Origin of the sequence: Bacillus testis, assembly GCF_001243895.1 — a bacterium.
Taxonomy (GTDB): domain Bacteria; phylum Bacillota; class Bacilli; order Bacillales; family DSM-1321; genus Bacillus_AD; species Bacillus_AD testis.
This window is the reverse complement of the sequence record NZ_LN851186.1, coordinates 1,160,313-1,177,860: the sequence shown is the minus strand read 5'-3', so window position 1 is coordinate 1,177,860 and position 17,548 is coordinate 1,160,313. Positions and strand designations below refer to the sequence as shown.

Here is a 17,548-nt window from a genome sequence, read left to right as displayed (position 1 = left end):
ACCTCCCTTAATCTCGCATTTTAGGATCTAACGCATCCCTGATTCCGTCGGCAACCAAGTTAAAGCACACCATAATAAGACTGATAGCAATTGCAGGGAAAATAAGCATATGTGGATACATCATCAATGATTTGAAACCTTCATCTATCAGTGTCCCTAATGATGCAAGTGGTGCCTGCAGCCCTAGCCCAATGAAGCTGAGGAATGCTTCAAAGAAAATAGCACTAGGGATTGTAAACATTGTATTAATGAGAATGATCCCTGTTAAATTCGGCAAAAGATGTTTAAAGATAATTTTGGCATTAGAGCTCCCCAAAGTCCGGGCTGCCAGCACATATTCCTGCTCCTTGAATTTAAGGACCTGCGCCCTTACTACCCTAGCCATGCTGACCCAACCTGTAATGGACATTGCAAGCGTAATCGAAATGATTCCCGGTTCAAAAACAAGGATCATCAATATAACGACGACCAAATTCGGGATGCCCATCAACACTTCTGTGATTCTCTGCATAATGGTATCGAGCCTTCCGCCGAAATATCCAGAGATAGCCCCATAGCTAACGCCGACTACCATATCAATAGCAGCCGCCAAAAAAGCGATATAAAGGGATACTTGCGAGCCTTTCCACAATCGGGTAAACAAATCTCTTCCTAACGCATCTGTACCGAACCAGAAATATGTATCCTTTGGTACCTTTTTCATTTCGTACATATCGATTTCCTGGCCGGCTCTAGTGACCATCGTTCCATCAAAAGGAAGCCAATGGATGTTTTCCAAGGCAGGAATTTTTGCCGGCAAATTGGCAAACTTAACATTTTGGGTATCGTATTCCTTACCGGATATGAATGGTCCAATTACAGCCATGACTAAGAATAGGGCCAAAATAACCATGCAGAACACTGCGCCTTTATTTTTTCGGACACGTAGCCAAGAGTCTTTCCAAAAGCTCAAACTAGGTTTATGGATCTCTTCACTTTTAGACCGGTCAATGTCAGCCGGAATGAATTTCTCAGCCGAAATCTTGTATTCTATATTTGCCATTATTTCGTACCTCCAGCTAAACGGATGCGCGGGTCAATCAATCCATAGAGAACATCTACTATGAAAACAACGAATATAAATAATGCAGCAAATAATAAAGTCGTACCCATAATGACTGGATAATCATTTACTTGAATGGATTTAACAAATTGCTCCCCGATCCCAGGAACGGAAAAAATCCGTTCGACGACCAAAGTGCCAGTCATTAAAGAAACAGTCAAAGGCCCAAGTACAGTGACAACAGGAATCATCGCATTCCGCATCGCATGCTTGACGGAGACTTCAAACGTGCTGGCCCCTTTCGCTTTTGCCAAGACAATATATTCAGATCCAAGCACTTCGATCATCTCTGTCCTCATAAAACGTGCGGCAATCGATATAGGAAATAAAGCAATTGCGATTGTCGGCAAAATCGTGTATTCAAATCCCCGCCAAAACATGACAGGCAGCCATCCCAGCTTAACAGCAACAAAATATTGCAAAAGACCAGCAAATACAAAACTAGGAATGGACTTTCCTAATACGGCAATCAGTGTACTTGTGTAATCTACCCACGTATTCTGATAAAGGGCGGCCAATAACCCTAGCGTAATGCCGATCACCGTCCCTAAAACCATTCCTTGAAAGCCTAATTGCGCAGATGGTCCAAGCAATCGGCCTAAAATATCGGTGACGCTGATATTATCGAATTGAAAGGAAACGCCTAGGTCACCTTTTACAGTATTCAGCATATACCTTGCATATTGCACAGGCACAGGGTCGTTAAGATTGTATTTGTCTTTCATGATTTCCAATTGCTGAGGAGTCAGTTTATCTGCTTTAGAAAAAGGAGTTCCGGGTATTATTTTCATGAGGAAAAAAGTGATGGATGCAATGACAAACAGGGTAATGACCATATACACTACACGCTGTAAAATAAATTTAATCAACCTGTGTACCTCCTAATATTGAACTATCCTTCATTTTTCGACATTTTTTCTACAGGTAAAAAGAGAGTATACAGTATACTCTCTCTTTACCTGAATGAACCATTTTGCAATTACTTTAAGACTTTCATATATTGATAGCTGTATTCCGGTCCTACAAGATGATATGCAAAACCTTTTACTTTCGGCTGAATCAATAAATTTGATGCCCGTTGATACATTGGTGCGATTGCAGCATCATCCATGACGATTTTTTCTGCTTTTTGAAGCATTTCCCAGCGTGCATCTGCATCGGAAGTATTTTGTGCATCTTGGATCAATTTGTCGTACTCAGGATTTGAATAGCTCATTTTGTTGTTACCGCCGTCAGTCACCCATAGATCTGAAAAGGAGATCGGATCGAGGTAGTCAGGGCCCCATCCAGCTGCTTGCAGATCATAATCTTGTTTGACATCGCGATCCAAACGGATTTTGAATGGTACACTTTCAAGTTTTATTTTCAAACCAGGCAAGTTCTTTTCCAGCTGGTTTTTCATATATTGGTCGGTTTTCTTGGATGTTTCAGTATCCCCGCCCAAATATCTAATAGTTACTTCTTTTTTGCCGATTTCTTTCAAGCCCTGTTCCCATGCTTTTTTAGCTTCTTCAGGGTTATAAGTCAGCATATCGCCATTGCCCTTCCGGAAGTCCTCGCCTTTTGAATCTTTTACAAAATCAGCAGGCACTGCAAAGTTCGCAGGTTTAGAACCGTTGTTTAATACAGCTGAAGCCAGATCCTCTTTATTGAACGCTTGAGCAATCGCTTTTCTAATATTCACATTTTTCAGAGCATCATTGCCTTTTTGGTTCATTTTCAACCAGAATATTGTTGGTTCCAACCAACGAAGCATACGCGGATCCTTCTCATATTGCGGCACTACGTCTGAACCCAATTTCGGCGTGATATCTACTTCGCCTGCTTCCAAAGCATTCACAGACGCCTGTGGTTCTTTTGAAACATTGAATGTCAGCTTCGTAATGTTGACATTAGCAGCATCGCGATAAGATTCATTTTTTTCCATTACCCATTCTGAAGATGTTGGGCCTTCCCATTTTGTCATCTTGAATGGACCATTTGATAATAGATTCTCTGCTTTAGCAGCATATTTGCCGTTTTGCGCTGTTACAAATTTCTCGTTTTGCGGCATGTAAGTCCCAAATGCCATCAAACCTTTGAAGAATTCAACAGTCATCGGTTTTTCTGTTTGAACCTTCAGCGTATAGTCATCCTCCGCTTTAACGCCAAGCGTATTCAAATCGTATTGTTTGTTGTCGGCGCCAGCTTGAGTGATTTCGGCAGCTCCGAGGATTTTATGGTCCATCATATAATAGCCATAATCAGACTTCGTTTTAGGATCGATGGCGCGTTGCCATCCGTACACAAAATCATGCGCTGTAACAGGATCGCCATTATCCCATTTAATATCTTGCTTTAGCTTTATTGTATATTCCTTGCCGTCCGAGCTCATTTCTGGATCGCCTTCTGCGATAGCAGGTTCAAATTCATTCTTTTGGTTTTGACGGTACAAACCTTCTTGAGTGGCATTGATCATTGTGAATGAAACTGTATCGCTCACCTTTGCACTGTCCATACCAGGAATTTCAGCTGATTCCAAAATACGCACTTCCTGGGTATCCGCCAGCTGTTCTTCTTTTTCCTTATCATTGTCTTTCCCATCAGCTGGCTTTGTTCCTGCTTTATCGTCTTTACCAGAACAAGCAGCGAGGAATAAGCTAAGCACCAACAAAAGGCTTAAAATCAACGAAAATTTTGACTTTTTCAAATATTTACACCCCTTTTATGTATTTAGTATTACAAATTCATTATACAAGCTTTTACCTGTTTGTAAATTACGTTTTTGCCAGAATTTTTAAAAATATAAATAAATTAGCTGTTTTATTTTAAAATATAGTTCTAATTACCTATAACTTTTACTTTATTTTGATATTATGCAGTGTGAACGATCTAAGACAATAAAGTGACTGCTATTTCTGCTCTTATTCGATCCTGAATATATATGTATACATATGCAATTATGTTATATTTAGACGCTGCTACAAGAATTCGAAAATACCCATGAGATATAAAAAAAACATGCGGGGATTTACCCGCATGTTTACTTAATGCCTAATTGAGTTTGATATTGCTTAAATTCTTTTTCCGAGCAGAGCACAAAATGCCCCGGCTTCACTTCTCTCATTTTGAGTTCTTCGCTACCATCATAGCGATGGACTGCCGGATCATACGGCACCCGTTTGCGTGTTCTCTCGCTGATTGGGTCAGGCTGAGGAATTGCCGATAAAAGGGATTTTGTATATGGATGTAGAGGATTATTATACAATTCTTCACTCGTCGTCAATTCTACTAATTTCCCGAAATACATGACACCGATCCGGTCGCTAATGTATTTAACCATCGATAAATCATGGGCGATGAACAAGTAGGTCAAGCCTTTTTCCTTTTGCAGCTCTTTTAGAAGATTAACCACCTGCGCCTGAATGGAAACATCCAGTGCAGAGATCGGTTCATCAGCAATGATGAAATCCGGCTGTACCGCCAAGGCACGGGCAATCCCGATACGCTGGCGCTGTCCGCCTGAGAATTCATGCGGATAACGGTTGGCATGCTCTCGGTTAAGGCCGACTGTTTCGAGCAGGTGGTATACCTGGTTCATGCGGTCTTCTTTTGTTTTCGCCAATCCGTGGATATCAATTCCCTCGGCAATAATGTCGGCGACCTTCATTCTTGGGTTGAGTGACGCATATGGATCTTGGAAGATCATTTGCATCTTTCTGTTCAATTCTTTCATTTCCGCTTTCGTTTTCTTGCCGTGCACGTTTTTGCCCCGGAACAGGACCTCTCCGTCAGTAGCTTCATATAGCCGGATAATCGTGCGTCCAGTCGTTGATTTACCGCAGCCTGATTCTCCAACCAAACCTAGTGTTTCTCCCTCATAAATAAAGAAATTCACATCGTCGACTGCTTTGACCATATTGGGCTTGCCGACATTAAAATACTGTTTTAAATGTTTAACTTCCAATAACTTTTTTGGTTCAGCCATCTTATCGTCCTCCATTCATTGAGAGGAATTGTTCTCTTCTTTTGACAACAGCTTGCGGAGGCTCCACTTTTGGTGCATCCGGATGCAGCAGCCATGTTGCTGCATAATGAGTATCTGAAATTTTGAACATTGGCGGTTCTTCCTCTAAATCGATCTGCATCGCGTATTGGTTACGCGCAGCAAACGCATCGCCCTTTGGCGGATTCAATAGATTCGGAGGCGTTCCCGGAATGACATACAGCTCCTTGCCGCGTGAATCCAAGTCCGGCATCGAACTGATCAATCCCCATGTATAAGGATGCTGCGGATTATAAAAAATCTCATCCACCGTTCCGATTTCTACAATCTTGCCTCCGTACATAACAGCTACACGGTCCGCTACATTGGCTACAACACCAAGGTCGTGGGTGATGAAAATAATGCTTGTATCGATTTTCTTCTGCAGATCCTTCATCAATTCAAGAATCTGAGCCTGAATCGTAACATCCAGAGCAGTTGTCGGTTCATCGGCAATGAGCACTTTCGGGTTGCAGGCAAGCGCAATCGCTATTACAACCCGCTGTCTCATTCCTCCAGAAAATTGATGAGGATATTGCTCGAATCTTTCTTCCGGCTTGGGGATCCCCACAAGATTCAGTAGGTTGATGGCTCGCTTTTTCGCTTCTGCCTTGCTTAACTTCTGATGCTTTCTCAATGGTTCCATAATCTGTTTTCCGATTTTCATTGTAGGATTCAAAGAGGTCATTGGATCCTGGAAAATCATCGAAATATCTTTTCCACGGATTTTTTCCATTTGGCGATCAGGCAATGCAGCGATATCCTTCCCGTCGAATAAAATCTCACCCTGTTTGATTTCTGAGTTGCTAGGCGGCAGAAGTCTCATAATGGACTTTGTTGTTACGGATTTTCCCGAACCCGATTCTCCGACAATCGCCAGTGTTTCACCCTTGAATAGGTCAAAATTGACTCCGCGGATCGCCTGTACTTCCCCGGCGAACGTATGGAATGAGATATGCAAATCTTTTACTTCTAATATTTTTTCCATTAAACTTCACCTACCTTAATCACGCATTTTTGGATCCAGCGCATCACGCAATCCGTCAGCTACCATGTTGAAGCAAATCATGATCAAACTGATTGCGATTGCCGGATAGATTAATTGATGTGGATATGTTAAAAGCGATTTGAACCCATCGTCGATCAGTGTTCCGAGTGAAGCATGAGGTGCTTGAAGCCCAAGCCCGATAAAACTCAAGAATGCTTCGAAGAAAATGGCGCTCGGAATCGTAAACATTGTATTGATGATAATAACCCCAGCTAAGTTAGGGACTAAATGCTTAAAGATGATTTTTGAGTGCGATCCACCCAACGTCCGGGAAGCGAGTACGTATTCCTGTTCTTTCAGCTTCATTACCTGAGCCCGGACTACCCTGGCCATGGAAACCCAGCCGGTGATTGAAAGAGCAATTGTAATGGATAAAATCCCTGGTTTAAATACGAGAATCATCAGAATGACAACAACCAAGTTCGGAATTCCCATCAATATTTCGGTAATCCGCTGCATCACATTATCGAGCTTGCCTCCGAAATAACCAGAGATGGCTCCATACGCTACACCTATAACCATATCAATTACTGCTGCCAGGAAGGCGATGTACAGGGAAATTTGTGTTCCTTTCCATAACCGCGTAAACAAATCGCGTCCCAAAGAATCGGTACCGAACCAATAATATGTATCTTCAGGTACGTTCTTCATTTCATACATATCGATTTCATTACCTGCTCGGTTGACCATCGTACCGTCAAATGGAAGCCAATGGATGTTTTCCAGAACCGGTATTTTTGCCGGCAAATTTGCATATTTAACATTCTGGGTATCGTATTCCCGACCGCTGATCATGGGGCCAACAAAAGCCATAATAAGCATGATAACCAAAATAACGAGAGAGACGATTGCCCCTTTGTTTTTCTTGACGCGAAGCCAGGCATCCTGCCAAAAATTCAGGCTTGGCTTTGAGATTTCTTCTCCTTTGGCTGAATCAATAACGGCAGGCTGGAACTTGTTTTTTTCTATTTTCATCTCTACATTTGCCATTATTTATTACCTCCAGCCAATCTTATTCTCGGATCGATCAGTCCATACAGAATATCGACCACTAACGTAACAACAACGAACAACGCCGCGAACAGTAGTGTAGTGCCCATGATGACCGGATAGTCATTCACTTGGATCGATTTTACGAATTGTTCACCAATCCCAGGAACAGAGAATATTTTTTCAATGACAAGTGAACCTGTCATCAATGAAACAACTAATGGACCCATAACAGTGACAACTGGAATCAAAGCATTTCTCATCGCATGCTTAAAGGCAATTTCGAAAGAGCTTGCCCCTTTCGCTTTTGCTAGAGTGATATAATCCGATCCTAGCACTTCTACTAATTCTGTCCGCATGAAACGGGCGGCGATTGAAATAGGGAAAATGGATAATGCGATGGTCGGCATGATTGTATATTCAAAGCCGCGCCAGAACATAGTCGGGAACCAGCCAAGCTTAACCCCTACATAATATTGAAGTAAACCAGCAAATACGAAACTCGGTATCGATTTCCCGAGCACAGCCAGGAAGGTGGCTCCATAATCGATCCAGGTGTTCTGGTAAAGGGCACCTACCAAGCCCAGCAAGACTCCGATGATCACACCCACCACAGTCGCCTGGAAACCTAGCTGCGTAGACGGGCCAATCAAATTTTTAAGAATATCGGTAACAGGCGTATTATCAAATTGGAATGAAACGCCCAGATCTCCTTTGACAAGATTGCCCATATACTTCGCATATTGGACCGGTACAGGTTCATTCAACCCGTATTTGTCTTTCATAATTTCTAATTGTTGCGGCGACAACTTATCAGCTTTGGAAAACGGAGTCCCAGGAATTATTTTCATGAGGAAAAAAGTAAGAGAAGCGATTATAAATAACGTTAACAGCATATAAAAAACACGTTGAGCAATATATTTAACCATGTTCCGCACCTCCTAAGTATTTAGAATTTTCATTAAATACCGACAACTCTATTGACAGTAAAAAGAGAGTATATCAAAGAAATATACTCTCTTTTTAAGTACGACACTTAACGCATTGTTCTAAAAAAGATTATTCTGTAATCTTGATATCATAGTAGCTATATTCTGCACCTACTGTGTGGTATGTGAAGCCTTTTACCTTATCGCTAACCAAGACATTGGATGCACGTTGGTATAGAGGAGCGATTGCTGCATCTTCTTCAACGACAATTTTTTCAGCTTCTTGCAGTGCTTTCCAGCGTTTAGCTTGGTCGGCAGTTTCTTGAGACTCTTTGATTAGAGCATCGTATTTAGGATTTGAGTAGCTCATATTGTTGTTGCCGCCACCAGTCACCCATAGGTCAGAGAATGATACAGGGTCCATATAGTCAGGGCTCCAACCGGAAGCAAGCAAATCATAATCTTGTTTATTTTCACGGTCAAGGCGGACAGCGAATGGTACTGAAGTGATATTAATAGTTAGACCAGGAAGATTTTTCTCCAATTGGTCTTTGATGTATTGGTCTTGTTTTTTGGCTGAGTCAGTATCTTGGCCGATATAAGTCAATTCTACTTTTTCAAGGCCAAGCTCTTTCAAGCCTTTTTTCCAGCTCGCTTTAGCATCTTCTTTGTTGAATTTCAACATTTTTTTGTTGGCATCGTTGAAATCTTTGCCGTCTTCATCTTTAACAAATTCTTTCGGCACCGCGTAATAAGCGGCAACTGATCCATTGTTAAGGACACTTGAAGCCAAGTCTTCTTTATTGATTGCTTGAGCAATTGCTTTACGGATGTTCACGTTAGCAAGCACTTTATTCTTTTCGTTCATTTTCAACCAGAAAATAGAAGGTTCCAACCAACGAACTAAGCGATCATCATTTTCATATTGAGGTACGATATCAGAAGCCAATTTAGGTGTGATATCCACTTCACCGGATTCAAATGCGTTCACAGATGCTTGTGGATCTTTTGAAACGTTGAACGTTACTTTTGTTAAATGTACATCTTTTGCATTGTGGTATTTATCGTTTTTCACGTAAACCCATTCAGTTGAAGTTGGTCCGTTCCATTTTTCAAGTTTGAATGGTCCGTTTGAAAGCAATGTTTGAGCATTTGTAGCATATTTGCCATTTTGCGCAGTAACGAATTTTTCGTTTTGCGGCAAGAATGTACCGAAAGCCATCAATCCTTTGAAGAATTCAACTGTCATAGGCTGTTCAGTTTGGATCACTAATGTGTAGTCGTCAGTAGCTTTAACGCCAAGTGTATCAAGGTTCACTGCTTTTTTATTTGCAGCTGCGTCAGTGATTGCTTGAGCGCCTTTGATTTTGCCGTTCATCATGTATGGGCCGTATGGAGATGCAGTCTTAGGATCGATTGCACGTTTCCAAGCAAATACGAAATCATGTGCTGTTACAGGATCACCATTGGACCATACAGCATCTTTTTTTAATTTTACAGTAAATTCTGTACTTTCTTTATTTGTTTCTGGATCGCCTTCAGCAATCGCAGCGACTGCTTCGTTTTTATCATTCTGGCGGTACAGGCCTTCCTGTGTATTATCAAGTGTTGTGAATGATACTGTATCTTGAGCCATAACACTATCCATTGTTGGGATCTCTGCCGATTCCAGGACACGAAGCTCTTGTTTAGAAGCTAACTTGTTACTGTCTTTGTTAGATGATGAGTCTCCATCTGATTTCTTATCTCCACATGCTGCCAAGAATAAGCTAAGCATAAGAGTAAGAACCAAAAGCAGAGAAAATTTAGACTTTTTCAAATTCTGCCACTCCTTCTATATCTTTTTAAAATTCTATAGAATTCATTATACAATTTTTCGACAATTTGTAAATCAGCTTTCTGAAAAAAGTTTTTGGAAATAATTTAATATAGACAAAAAAGAGTTTATTTAATAGGCATTTTTACTTATAAAATTATTCTATTTTAATGTTTTAAAGTATTACTTTAGTGAATTATTGGTGTTTCGACTGGAATAATTTCAAATATATGTAAAATGAGCATAATATTATTTTCTTTCTATTCTGACAAATGGTATATTCAAGAATAATTTATTTAATTATTCAGAATTATTTTAATGTATGTAAAGATAATATTTATACATACATATTTCTTTCAATACTAGTGAAACTTTCTACTTTAAAAGCTTCTTTATTTGTTATACTGTAAACTATAAATAATGATGATGGTCACTCTATGTCACTTCTTCTCCATCCACCGAAGAAGAATTAAATATTACAGTAAATGAGGAATCGTTCATATGTCTTTAAAAAAGAAAAGTACCCGCGTCACAGCTATTGTTGCTGCCACTTTGCTGATTAGTGCCCTGTTGTCCGTTATCCTCTATAACCAGCTTGCGCTATTACACTTCATTAATATAAGCTTTTATTTTTCAAGCGGATATTTGTTAATAGGTTTACTGATATTAGTTGTAGAGAAAGGATTCTTTGATGGGATGTCCTATAGCTTCAGAAGGCTATTCAAACGGAACAGTGTGACAGAAGCAGGTGAAGATACAACTGATATAACGCCCTTATCAGAATTGGTCAGCGTCCCTTACTCATCCTTACTATACTCAGGATGCATCGTTCTGGCCGTCATGTTAATCAGCTTGGCCTTCTTCTATATGTAGACAACTTTCTTTTCCGCCATTTAATCAATTAATAACAAGGAGTGTTCTTATAAAATGAAAACGATTTTTTCTGGCATTCAGCCTTCTGGTTCCGTCACTCTCGGAAACTATATTGGCGCCATTAAACAATTTGTGGAGCTGCAGGACGATTATAACTGCTATTTTTGCATTGTCGACCAGCATGCCATTACAGTTCCCCAGGATCGGCTCCAATTAAGGCAAAATATCAGAAACCTGGCCGCCCTTTATATAGCAGCAGGCATTGACCCGGAGAAGTCAACGATTTTTATCCAATCTGAAGTGCCTGCCCACTCGCAGGCAGCTTGGATGATGCAATGCATTTCCTATATTGGCGAATTGGAACGGATGACACAATTTAAGGATAAAGCTGCCGGCAGAGAAGCTGTCTCCGCCTCCCTTCTTACCTATCCGCCGTTGATGGCTGCAGATATTCTTCTATACGGGACAGATATCGTTCCGGTTGGCGAGGACCAAAAGCAGCACTTGGAATTAACGCGCGACCTGGCACAACGCTTCAATAAAAAATACAACGATATCTTCACGATCCCTGAAGTTCGTATACCTAGAGTGGGGGCCCGAATTATGAGCCTTCAAGATCCGACTAGAAAAATGAGTAAATCTGATCCAAATCCAAAAGGGTTAATTGCTTTACTTGATGAACCGAAGGTGTTGACGAAGAAGATCAAAAGCGCGGTCACAGATTCTGAAGGAATCGTTAAATTTGATCCTGCTAACAAACCTGGAATCAGCAACCTGCTATCCATTTACAGCATTCTTACAGGAATTTCCATCGGGGATCTGGAGAAGAAATACGAGGGCAGAGGTTATGGCGACTTCAAAGGCGAAATGGCTGAAGCAGTTGTAGCTGCCTTACAGCCTCTACAAGAACGCTTCTATGCACTTGTAGACTCACAGGAACTGGATGATATCCTTGACGCTGGGGCTGCCAAAGCGAATGCGGTAGCCAATAAAATGGTGCGCAAAATGGAAAATGCAATGGGACTGGGACGCAAACAAAGAAAAGCGTAAGGACTAGACCATCCAAACGTACAAAAGCCTAAACATCAAAAATGCCATGAAAGGATATGACCTTCATGGCATTTTTTAATAAAGTGAAACGAATGATTGAATTCTTAGTGGCGCTTGATCTACCACTTGCATGTCTTCGGCTTCGTTCTCGTTTGGCAAACGGAGTAGCCCCAGTTAGAATTTGGTATATCTTTAAAGCATAGAGGGCCTGTCTCCCACTTCGATTTCCCAAAGTTTTTCAAAGAAAGGCTGGCCTTTCACCAGACGCTCACATAACGTTTCATGCTTACTGCTCCAACCATCCTTAGCAGCCAGAAATAATTCTGTCCATGCTTCATCAAAATGCAACTGCTGTATGTAACTGTATTTGTCCGGCGACCACTCTGTATACCAGTAGCGGATTTCTGCCGTATTTTTAGATGCGTTCAACTGGTCTAATGCCATAAATAATAATTGCTTCATTTGTCGTTCTTTCCTTGTCAATCCAAACATCATTTCCGGTTCAGGAGAAAGGATATGGTAGCCTTTCTTGCTATGTCCCTTTCCATCGAATGGAAATTCGTTTTCAGGTGCGTTCTCGATCATTTCATAGACAAGTTGTTCCTGCCTAGGAATCAAGCGGCTTTTTCTCATCGGCACTTGATAGCCCATTGTATCAATGGCAAGAATTCCATTGCCGTCAGAAGCAACAAAACAATAGTCCAGTTGAATTCGTTCATGATTTTTCCGGCAAAAAGCTTTTTGATAAATCTCTTCCAACAGTCCTTGCGGCAGCTCACTGAGATCATTCTCCATATAGTGAAAGAGAGCGGAAGATACTCGTAGCAATGGAACCTGGTCGAGCAACTCGATACCATCTTCTTTTCTCCATTCATGAAAGTGGCAGATGTTATAACCATTCTCTTCACCTTCAAACCAATTCACCCATACATCATGCAGATATAACATTTTTCATCCCTCATTTACTGGAAACTATTTGTCCATAAGTATAGTCACCATTCACTGAATTTATTCGCCAGCAGAAAGATTCTTATCGGACCTTCCTGCCGGCTCTAGGCTATTCCGAACGTTTTTCATTTTCGGCTGCCTTTGGAAGTCTCTATTTTTTCAGTAAAATGCTTAATGAACACTTCAGAGGGGAACGAAAGTGTGTCTGCAATAGCTAGCTGTTGATCTTGCGCATAGGTCTGTACCATATAATAACCCATGCTATAGCCAATCATATAAGGATGCCTGTTGTTGCCCAGCAAATACTGATCATGCCTTTTATCTTTTCTTTCTATAGAAATAGCCTCTTTAAAATGATTTTTCCAATATGCCTTCAAGTACGCTTCCGTATAGCGCTTTGTCCAAGGAGCGAGATAAGCCTCCCCCACAAGATTAGAAACAGCATACTCGGCGCATCCTTCCAGGACTGAGGAATCACCCAGGCTGTAATCCTGAACCGCTTTTTTTTGCCGTTGAAGCCTGCAGACATGGTGGTATTCATGGACAAATAAAGCTTCCAATTCCTTTGGCGGCAAATTGGGCGATAAAAATAATAACAGCTTATCGGGAAAGGCCAAACCTGATTTATGATGCCCCGGTGAAAAGAACCCATTGCGTTTATGTGGAAGGATGAACACGGGAATATCGGGCCCTCCCCATTTCTTCCTGTACGAAATGAATAACTTTTCCACTGCCTCCCATGCATTCTCCTTTCCAAGGGCTTTTGCGTCCTTCAAAGCAGCCTCTCCGCGATGATACATTCCATGGGACTGAAAATAGCGCAATAATTCTTTCGGACTTTCTTTCCCTTTGAAATGCGGCTTTAATTGCCTGGCCACTTCAACCGGGTCCTCCGCATGGTCAATTAGCATAGGATAGGTCTCTTCCACCCCCATTTCTCCGCCTCCCTTTCCGTAAACTGTATATTAATATATATATATTCCGAACACGCTTGGAATAGAGCAGTTATTATCTGCAAAACAGAAAAGCAAAAAAAGATAACTCATTACGAGCTATCTTTTTTTGCTGAGATCTATTATTCATATTTTTTGAATGCCAAAGTAGCATTGTGGCCGCCGAATCCAAGTGAATTGGAAATGGCTGCTTTCATCTCTTTTTTACGTGCTGTATTTGGGACATAGTCCAGATCGCATTCAGGATCTGGTGTTTCCAAATTGATTGTTGGCGGCATGATTCCCTCTTTCAGTGCCAATACTGTAAAAATGGCTTCAACGCCTCCGGCAGCCCCCAGTAAATGTCCGGTCATTGACTTAGTAGAGCTGACAGCCAATTTATAGGCATGGTCTCCAAAGACTTGCTTGATGGCAGCTGTTTCATATTTATCATTATAGTCCGTACTAGTACCGTGTGCATTGATGTAATCGATGTCTTCAGGAGATAGGCCTCCATCATCGATTGCCATTTTCATGGCGCGGGCGCCGCCTTCGCCATTCGGTGCAGGTGCGGTTATATGATGTGCATCGCCCGTTGAGCCATATCCCACTACCTCCGCATAAATCTTAGCGCCGCGGGCAAGGGCATGCTCCAATTCTTCCAGAACAACAATACCGGCACCTTCGCCGATTATGAAACCATCACGATTGGCATCGAATGGGCGGCTTGCTGTTTGAGGGTCTTCATTAGTGGACAAAGCTTTATTTGCGCAGAAGCCAGCAACCGACATTTTCGTAATCGGCGCTTCTGCCCCGCCGCTGATCATCGCAACCGCATCTCCGCGTTGAATGACCTTGAACGCATCCCCGATTGAATTCGTTCCGGTAGCACAGGCTGTTACCGTACATGAGTTGACACCCTTAGCGCCCAAGTAGATTGATACTTGGCCCGCTGCCATATCCGGAATCATCATCGGCACGAAGAACGGGCTTACACGGCGGTACCCTCTTTCCAAAAAAGTTTCGTACTGATTTTCAAATGTTTCCATGCCGCCAATACCGGAGCCGATCCATACACCAATGTGGTTTGCATTCTCTTCATTAATTTCCAGTTTGGCATCTTCAACGGCCATTTTAGCCGCCGCGATGGCATAATGTGTAAAACGATCCATCTTCCGGGCATCCTTCTTGTCTATAAACTCCTCAACAGAGAAGTCCTTTACTTCAGCCGCAACTTTAGCCGGGAAGTCATCTTTATTCAACCTTGTCAATGGGCCAATTCCGCTTTTACCCGCCAAAATATGTTCCCATGTTATAGCTGCATCATTACCAAGAGGTGTCACAGCACCTATTCCGGTCACTACTACTCGCCGTTTCATCCAGTGTCATCTCCTTACATCTATTAGGTATATTAATTGCTATCGTTTCATTTGTATTATATCTATCTTTAAACAGAACCCTTCTATTGTATCAAAAAATAGTTCAATGTATGTAACTTATGATTGAAAAGACTTAAACTCCCCAACGTAGGGCAATGCCTCCCCAAGTCAGCCCTCCGCCGAATCCTACCATTACAATCACATCATTATCTTTAATCTTTCCAGCCTCTAATTCCTCTGCCAAAGCAATCGGAATGGATGCTGCAGAATTATTTCCATACTTGCGGATCGTATGGGACATTTTCTCTGGCGGCAGCTCCAAACGCTGTCTGGCAGCTTCCATAATACGCAAGTTTGCCTGATGTGGTATCAGGTAGTCAACATCCGTTTTATCCAATCCTGCCTTTTCCAATACCCGAATGCAAGTATCTCCCATTTGGCGGACCGCAAACTTGAATACCTCGCGTCCATTCATGACAAGCGTACCATTCTCCATGTCTTTATAAAGATGCTTGCCTCCTGAACCATCCGCTCCCAATTCAAATGCCAGCAAGCCTTTGCCATCCGAAACAGGCCCCATCAAGACAGCCCCGGCTCCGTCCCCAAACAGCACTGCCGTATTGCGATCTTCCCAGTTTGTAATTTTGCTGAGCTTCTCAACTCCGACTATCAAGATATGCTTATATGCTTTATTATTGATGAATTGTTGAGCAGTAGCCAATCCATACATAAACCCTGCGCATGCAGCAGAAATGTCCATGGCAGCAGCTTTAGTCGCTCCAAGGCGCTCTTGCAACATGCACGATACAGTCGGGAATGACTGATCCGGTGTGACAGTGGCAACCAAAATTAGGTCGATTTCCTCCGGCTTCACACCCGATTGCTCAATTGCCGCAACAGATGCATGGTATGCCATATCAGATGTGTCTATATCGTCCCCAGCCAATCTTCTCTCTTCAATCCCTGTTCTTGTTCTAATCCACTCATCGGATGTATCCATTATTTTTTCAAGATCTACATTTGTAACGATTCTTTCAGGCAAATATTTGCCTACACCAAGGATTCCTGCATTCATTTAAAACAGCCCCTTTTCTTCACTTCTATTCTTTAATATAAACATATTATTATCAATTATTATGACTTGGTACTAATTTTACCTTAAACAGTAACCTACTTGCAAGAACCATTTTTCCTATACGAAAAGAAAAAAGACCAGAGTTGATTGCCTCCCTGGTCAAGTCATCTTTCTTTGTGCATCTTTTCTGCCCAATTCGTAGGCCTCATTCATGACCTTGGTGAACAAATCCATGAATGCCGGCAGCATGCTCATTGAAAGCTCTATGCCTTCAGTCTTCATACGGGACTTAGCTTCCGGGAAATTTCTGATGGCAATTTGGAAAAACTGGTTTTGTAACGATTGATTCACATCATTACCCCTTTTCCGGCATTTATCCCATTCTAACTGGCGCTAAGACTCCCACTTCAACACGGGAGTGAAGACAAAGAAGTGTAAGTGGGTGATCAAACGCCAGTAAGAATCCGATTGGTTCAACTAATAATCGGTAGGGGATGAATGAAAACCCCCACCGATTAACGTTTCACTTTATCAGTATACAGGTTATGCCATTTGTATGTTGATAAACATATGCTGTTTTGCTCCTATTCAGAACAGTAAGCATTTGGAAAGTGATCACCGCGATTTCACTCGCCAAGAGTACGATTTTGATTAGTTGAAGAGATTTTTCATTTTATCCAATGTGTGGAAGTGGCGATCAAGAAGAGTTAGTCCATCGGCTAAAGAGGTTTGCCGGGGAAGAATATAAATATCCTTGTCTGTTTCACTGCAAAGGCTTGTTTCAGAGGTACCAACAGGATCGCTGGCTTTCAAGAAAATATTTTTTTCATGTTTCAAATAAAGCTTATCCCAACAAGAAAACAGATCCTCTATAAATATGCTGTCCGTTACTGCCTCTTGTGTAATTGCCGTTTTCCGAAGATCGGTTAATAAAGGAGAATCCTGCGGCATCCAAGGCCCATATATAGAGTCTATATAGAAGCACTGCAGAGGAAGCCCTAAGAGATTTTCTTGCAGTTCGGGTGCGTTTGCATGCAGGAACGCCATAAACCGGACATCATCCAGATTCGATAACGGGTGCAGGCAATTTGACAATGCGGTGGCTATTTCATCCCAACGATCAAGTGGATAATCAATAAGTGGAATGAAGACATCAGCAGATCTAATTTCGGAAAATTCCACTTTTTCAAATGGGATGTAATCAAAGTTAGCATTCCTTCCGAGATACATTTCTTTTTCTTCTGCATCTTCCGCATCTAAACCGGGCCATCCCACTCCAATCACCGTCTGGCCCCTTTCTAGGAAAAAGCTGGCCAATTGGTAACCAAAAAAATGCAGCGCACCGAAGACAATCGAGGTTGTCATATCCTATGCCCTCCTAT

At 41.8% G+C, this 17,548-nt stretch carries 16 protein-coding genes; 2 read left to right on the top strand and 14 right to left on the bottom strand.

The features are described 5' to 3' along the window. Positions 1-7: 7 nt before the first annotated feature. The 8 genes from opp3C (BN1765_RS06355) to BN1765_RS06320 form a co-directional block, all read right to left on the bottom strand. Positions 8-1,042 carry an oligopeptide ABC transporter permease gene (gene opp3C, locus BN1765_RS06355; RefSeq protein ID WP_050614322.1) on the bottom strand — a complete coding sequence of 345 codons (1,035 nt, stop codon included), beginning with the start codon at positions 1,040-1,042 and terminating at the stop codon, positions 8-10. Next, positions 1,042-1,971, bottom strand: coding sequence for an oligopeptide ABC transporter permease (gene opp3b, locus BN1765_RS06350; RefSeq protein WP_050614321.1), 930 nt, complete (start codon positions 1,969-1,971; stop codon positions 1,042-1,044). The genes opp3C (BN1765_RS06355) and opp3b (BN1765_RS06350) overlap by 1 nt, the downstream gene beginning before the upstream one ends. Before the next feature lie 110 nt (positions 1,972-2,081). Continuing rightward, on the bottom strand, positions 2,082-3,791 hold the full coding sequence (locus BN1765_RS06345) for a peptide ABC transporter substrate-binding protein (protein WP_050614320.1): 1,710 nt from the start codon (positions 3,789-3,791) through the stop codon (positions 2,082-2,084). Positions 3,792-4,124: 333 nt separating this feature from the next. Beyond that, a complete protein-coding gene (locus BN1765_RS06340) occupies positions 4,125-5,069 on the bottom strand; it encodes an ABC transporter ATP-binding protein (protein WP_050614319.1) in 945 nt (314 codons plus the stop codon). Position 5,070: 1 nt separating this feature from the next. Further along, positions 5,071-6,114: an ABC transporter ATP-binding protein gene (locus BN1765_RS06335; RefSeq protein WP_050614318.1), complete on the bottom strand. Its 1,044-nt coding sequence runs from the start codon at positions 6,112-6,114 to the stop codon at positions 5,071-5,073. Between the two features lie 15 nt (positions 6,115-6,129). After that, positions 6,130-7,164, bottom strand: coding sequence for an oligopeptide ABC transporter permease (gene opp3C / locus BN1765_RS06330; protein WP_050614317.1), 1,035 nt, complete (start codon positions 7,162-7,164; stop codon positions 6,130-6,132). After that, positions 7,164-8,093, bottom strand: a complete 930-nt coding sequence (gene opp3b, locus BN1765_RS06325; protein WP_050614316.1) for an oligopeptide ABC transporter permease — start codon at positions 8,091-8,093, stop codon at positions 7,164-7,166. Before opp3b (BN1765_RS06325) ends, opp3C (BN1765_RS06330) begins: the two co-directional genes overlap by 1 nt. A 130-nt stretch (positions 8,094-8,223) precedes the next feature. Further along, on the bottom strand, positions 8,224-9,912 hold the full coding sequence (locus tag BN1765_RS06320) for a peptide ABC transporter substrate-binding protein (RefSeq protein ID WP_050614315.1): 1,689 nt from the start codon (positions 9,910-9,912) through the stop codon (positions 8,224-8,226). A 498-nt stretch (positions 9,913-10,410) separates the two neighbouring features. Between BN1765_RS06320 and BN1765_RS06315 the strand changes: the two genes are divergently transcribed. Beyond that, positions 10,411-10,782, top strand: a complete 372-nt coding sequence (locus BN1765_RS06315; RefSeq protein WP_050614314.1) for a DUF3899 domain-containing protein — start codon at positions 10,411-10,413, stop codon at positions 10,780-10,782. Between the two features lie 54 nt (positions 10,783-10,836). After that, entirely contained in the window at positions 10,837-11,832 is a 996-nt protein-coding gene (gene trpS / locus BN1765_RS06310; RefSeq protein WP_050614313.1) for a tryptophan--tRNA ligase, read from the top strand. A 192-nt stretch (positions 11,833-12,024) separates the two neighbouring features. Here the strand turns inward: trpS and BN1765_RS06305 are convergent, their stop codons facing one another. From BN1765_RS06305 to BN1765_RS06280, 6 genes are all read right to left on the bottom strand, one after another. Beyond that, positions 12,025-12,780 carry a YjbA family protein gene (locus BN1765_RS06305; protein ID WP_050614312.1) on the bottom strand — a complete coding sequence of 252 codons (756 nt, stop codon included), beginning with the start codon at positions 12,778-12,780 and terminating at the stop codon, positions 12,025-12,027. Positions 12,781-12,905: 125 nt separating this feature from the next. Continuing rightward, positions 12,906-13,715 carry a DUF2268 domain-containing putative Zn-dependent protease gene (locus BN1765_RS06300; RefSeq protein WP_050614311.1) on the bottom strand — a complete coding sequence of 270 codons (810 nt, stop codon included), beginning with the start codon at positions 13,713-13,715 and terminating at the stop codon, positions 12,906-12,908. Positions 13,716-13,855: 140 nt separating this feature from the next. Further along, positions 13,856-15,091, bottom strand: a complete 1,236-nt coding sequence (fabF, locus tag BN1765_RS06295) for a beta-ketoacyl-ACP synthase II (RefSeq protein ID WP_050614310.1) — start codon at positions 15,089-15,091, stop codon at positions 13,856-13,858. A 133-nt stretch (positions 15,092-15,224) separates the two neighbouring features. After that, a complete protein-coding gene (locus BN1765_RS06290) occupies positions 15,225-16,166 on the bottom strand; it encodes a beta-ketoacyl-ACP synthase III (protein WP_050614309.1) in 942 nt (313 codons plus the stop codon). A 159-nt stretch (positions 16,167-16,325) separates the two neighbouring features. After that, the gene (locus BN1765_RS06285; protein WP_050614308.1) at positions 16,326-16,517 is read right to left on the bottom strand and encodes a ComZ family protein; all 192 of its coding nucleotides are present in this window, start codon (positions 16,515-16,517) and stop codon (positions 16,326-16,328) included. Positions 16,518-16,817: 300 nt separating this feature from the next. Continuing rightward, a complete protein-coding gene (locus BN1765_RS06280; RefSeq protein ID WP_050614307.1) occupies positions 16,818-17,531 on the bottom strand; it encodes a hypothetical protein in 714 nt (237 codons plus the stop codon). Between the last annotated feature and the right edge of the window lie 17 nt (positions 17,532-17,548).

Bases quoted from the DNA above. Each gene is read 5' to 3' on its own strand.
- opp3C (WP_050614322.1), bottom strand. From the start codon at position 1,042: ATGGCAAATATAGAATACAAGATTTCGGCTGAGAAATTCATTCCGGCT.
- BN1765_RS06340 (WP_050614319.1), bottom strand. From the start codon at position 5,069: ATGGCTGAACCAAAAAAGTTATTGGAAGTTAAACATTTAAAACAGTAT.
- BN1765_RS06335 (WP_050614318.1), bottom strand. From the start codon at position 6,114: ATGGAAAAAATATTAGAAGTAAAAGATTTGCATATCTCATTCCATACG.
- opp3C (WP_050614317.1), bottom strand. From the start codon at position 7,164: ATGGCAAATGTAGAGATGAAAATAGAAAAAAACAAGTTCCAGCCTGCC.
- opp3b (WP_050614316.1), bottom strand. From the start codon at position 8,093: ATGGTTAAATATATTGCTCAACGTGTTTTTTATATGCTGTTAACGTTA.
- BN1765_RS06315 (WP_050614314.1), top strand. From the start codon at position 10,411: ATGTCTTTAAAAAAGAAAAGTACCCGCGTCACAGCTATTGTTGCTGCC.
- trpS (WP_050614313.1), top strand. From the start codon at position 10,837: ATGAAAACGATTTTTTCTGGCATTCAGCCTTCTGGTTCCGTCACTCTC.
- BN1765_RS06305 (WP_050614312.1), bottom strand. From the start codon at position 12,780: ATGTTATATCTGCATGATGTATGGGTGAATTGGTTTGAAGGTGAAGAG.
- BN1765_RS06300 (WP_050614311.1), bottom strand. From the start codon at position 13,715: ATGGGGGTGGAAGAGACCTATCCTATGCTAATTGACCATGCGGAGGAC.
- fabF (WP_050614310.1), bottom strand. From the start codon at position 15,091: ATGAAACGGCGAGTAGTAGTGACCGGAATAGGTGCTGTGACACCTCTT.
- BN1765_RS06290 (WP_050614309.1), bottom strand. From the start codon at position 16,166: ATGAATGCAGGAATCCTTGGTGTAGGCAAATATTTGCCTGAAAGAATC.
- BN1765_RS06280 (WP_050614307.1), bottom strand. From the start codon at position 17,531: ATGACAACCTCGATTGTCTTCGGTGCGCTGCATTTTTTTGGTTACCAA.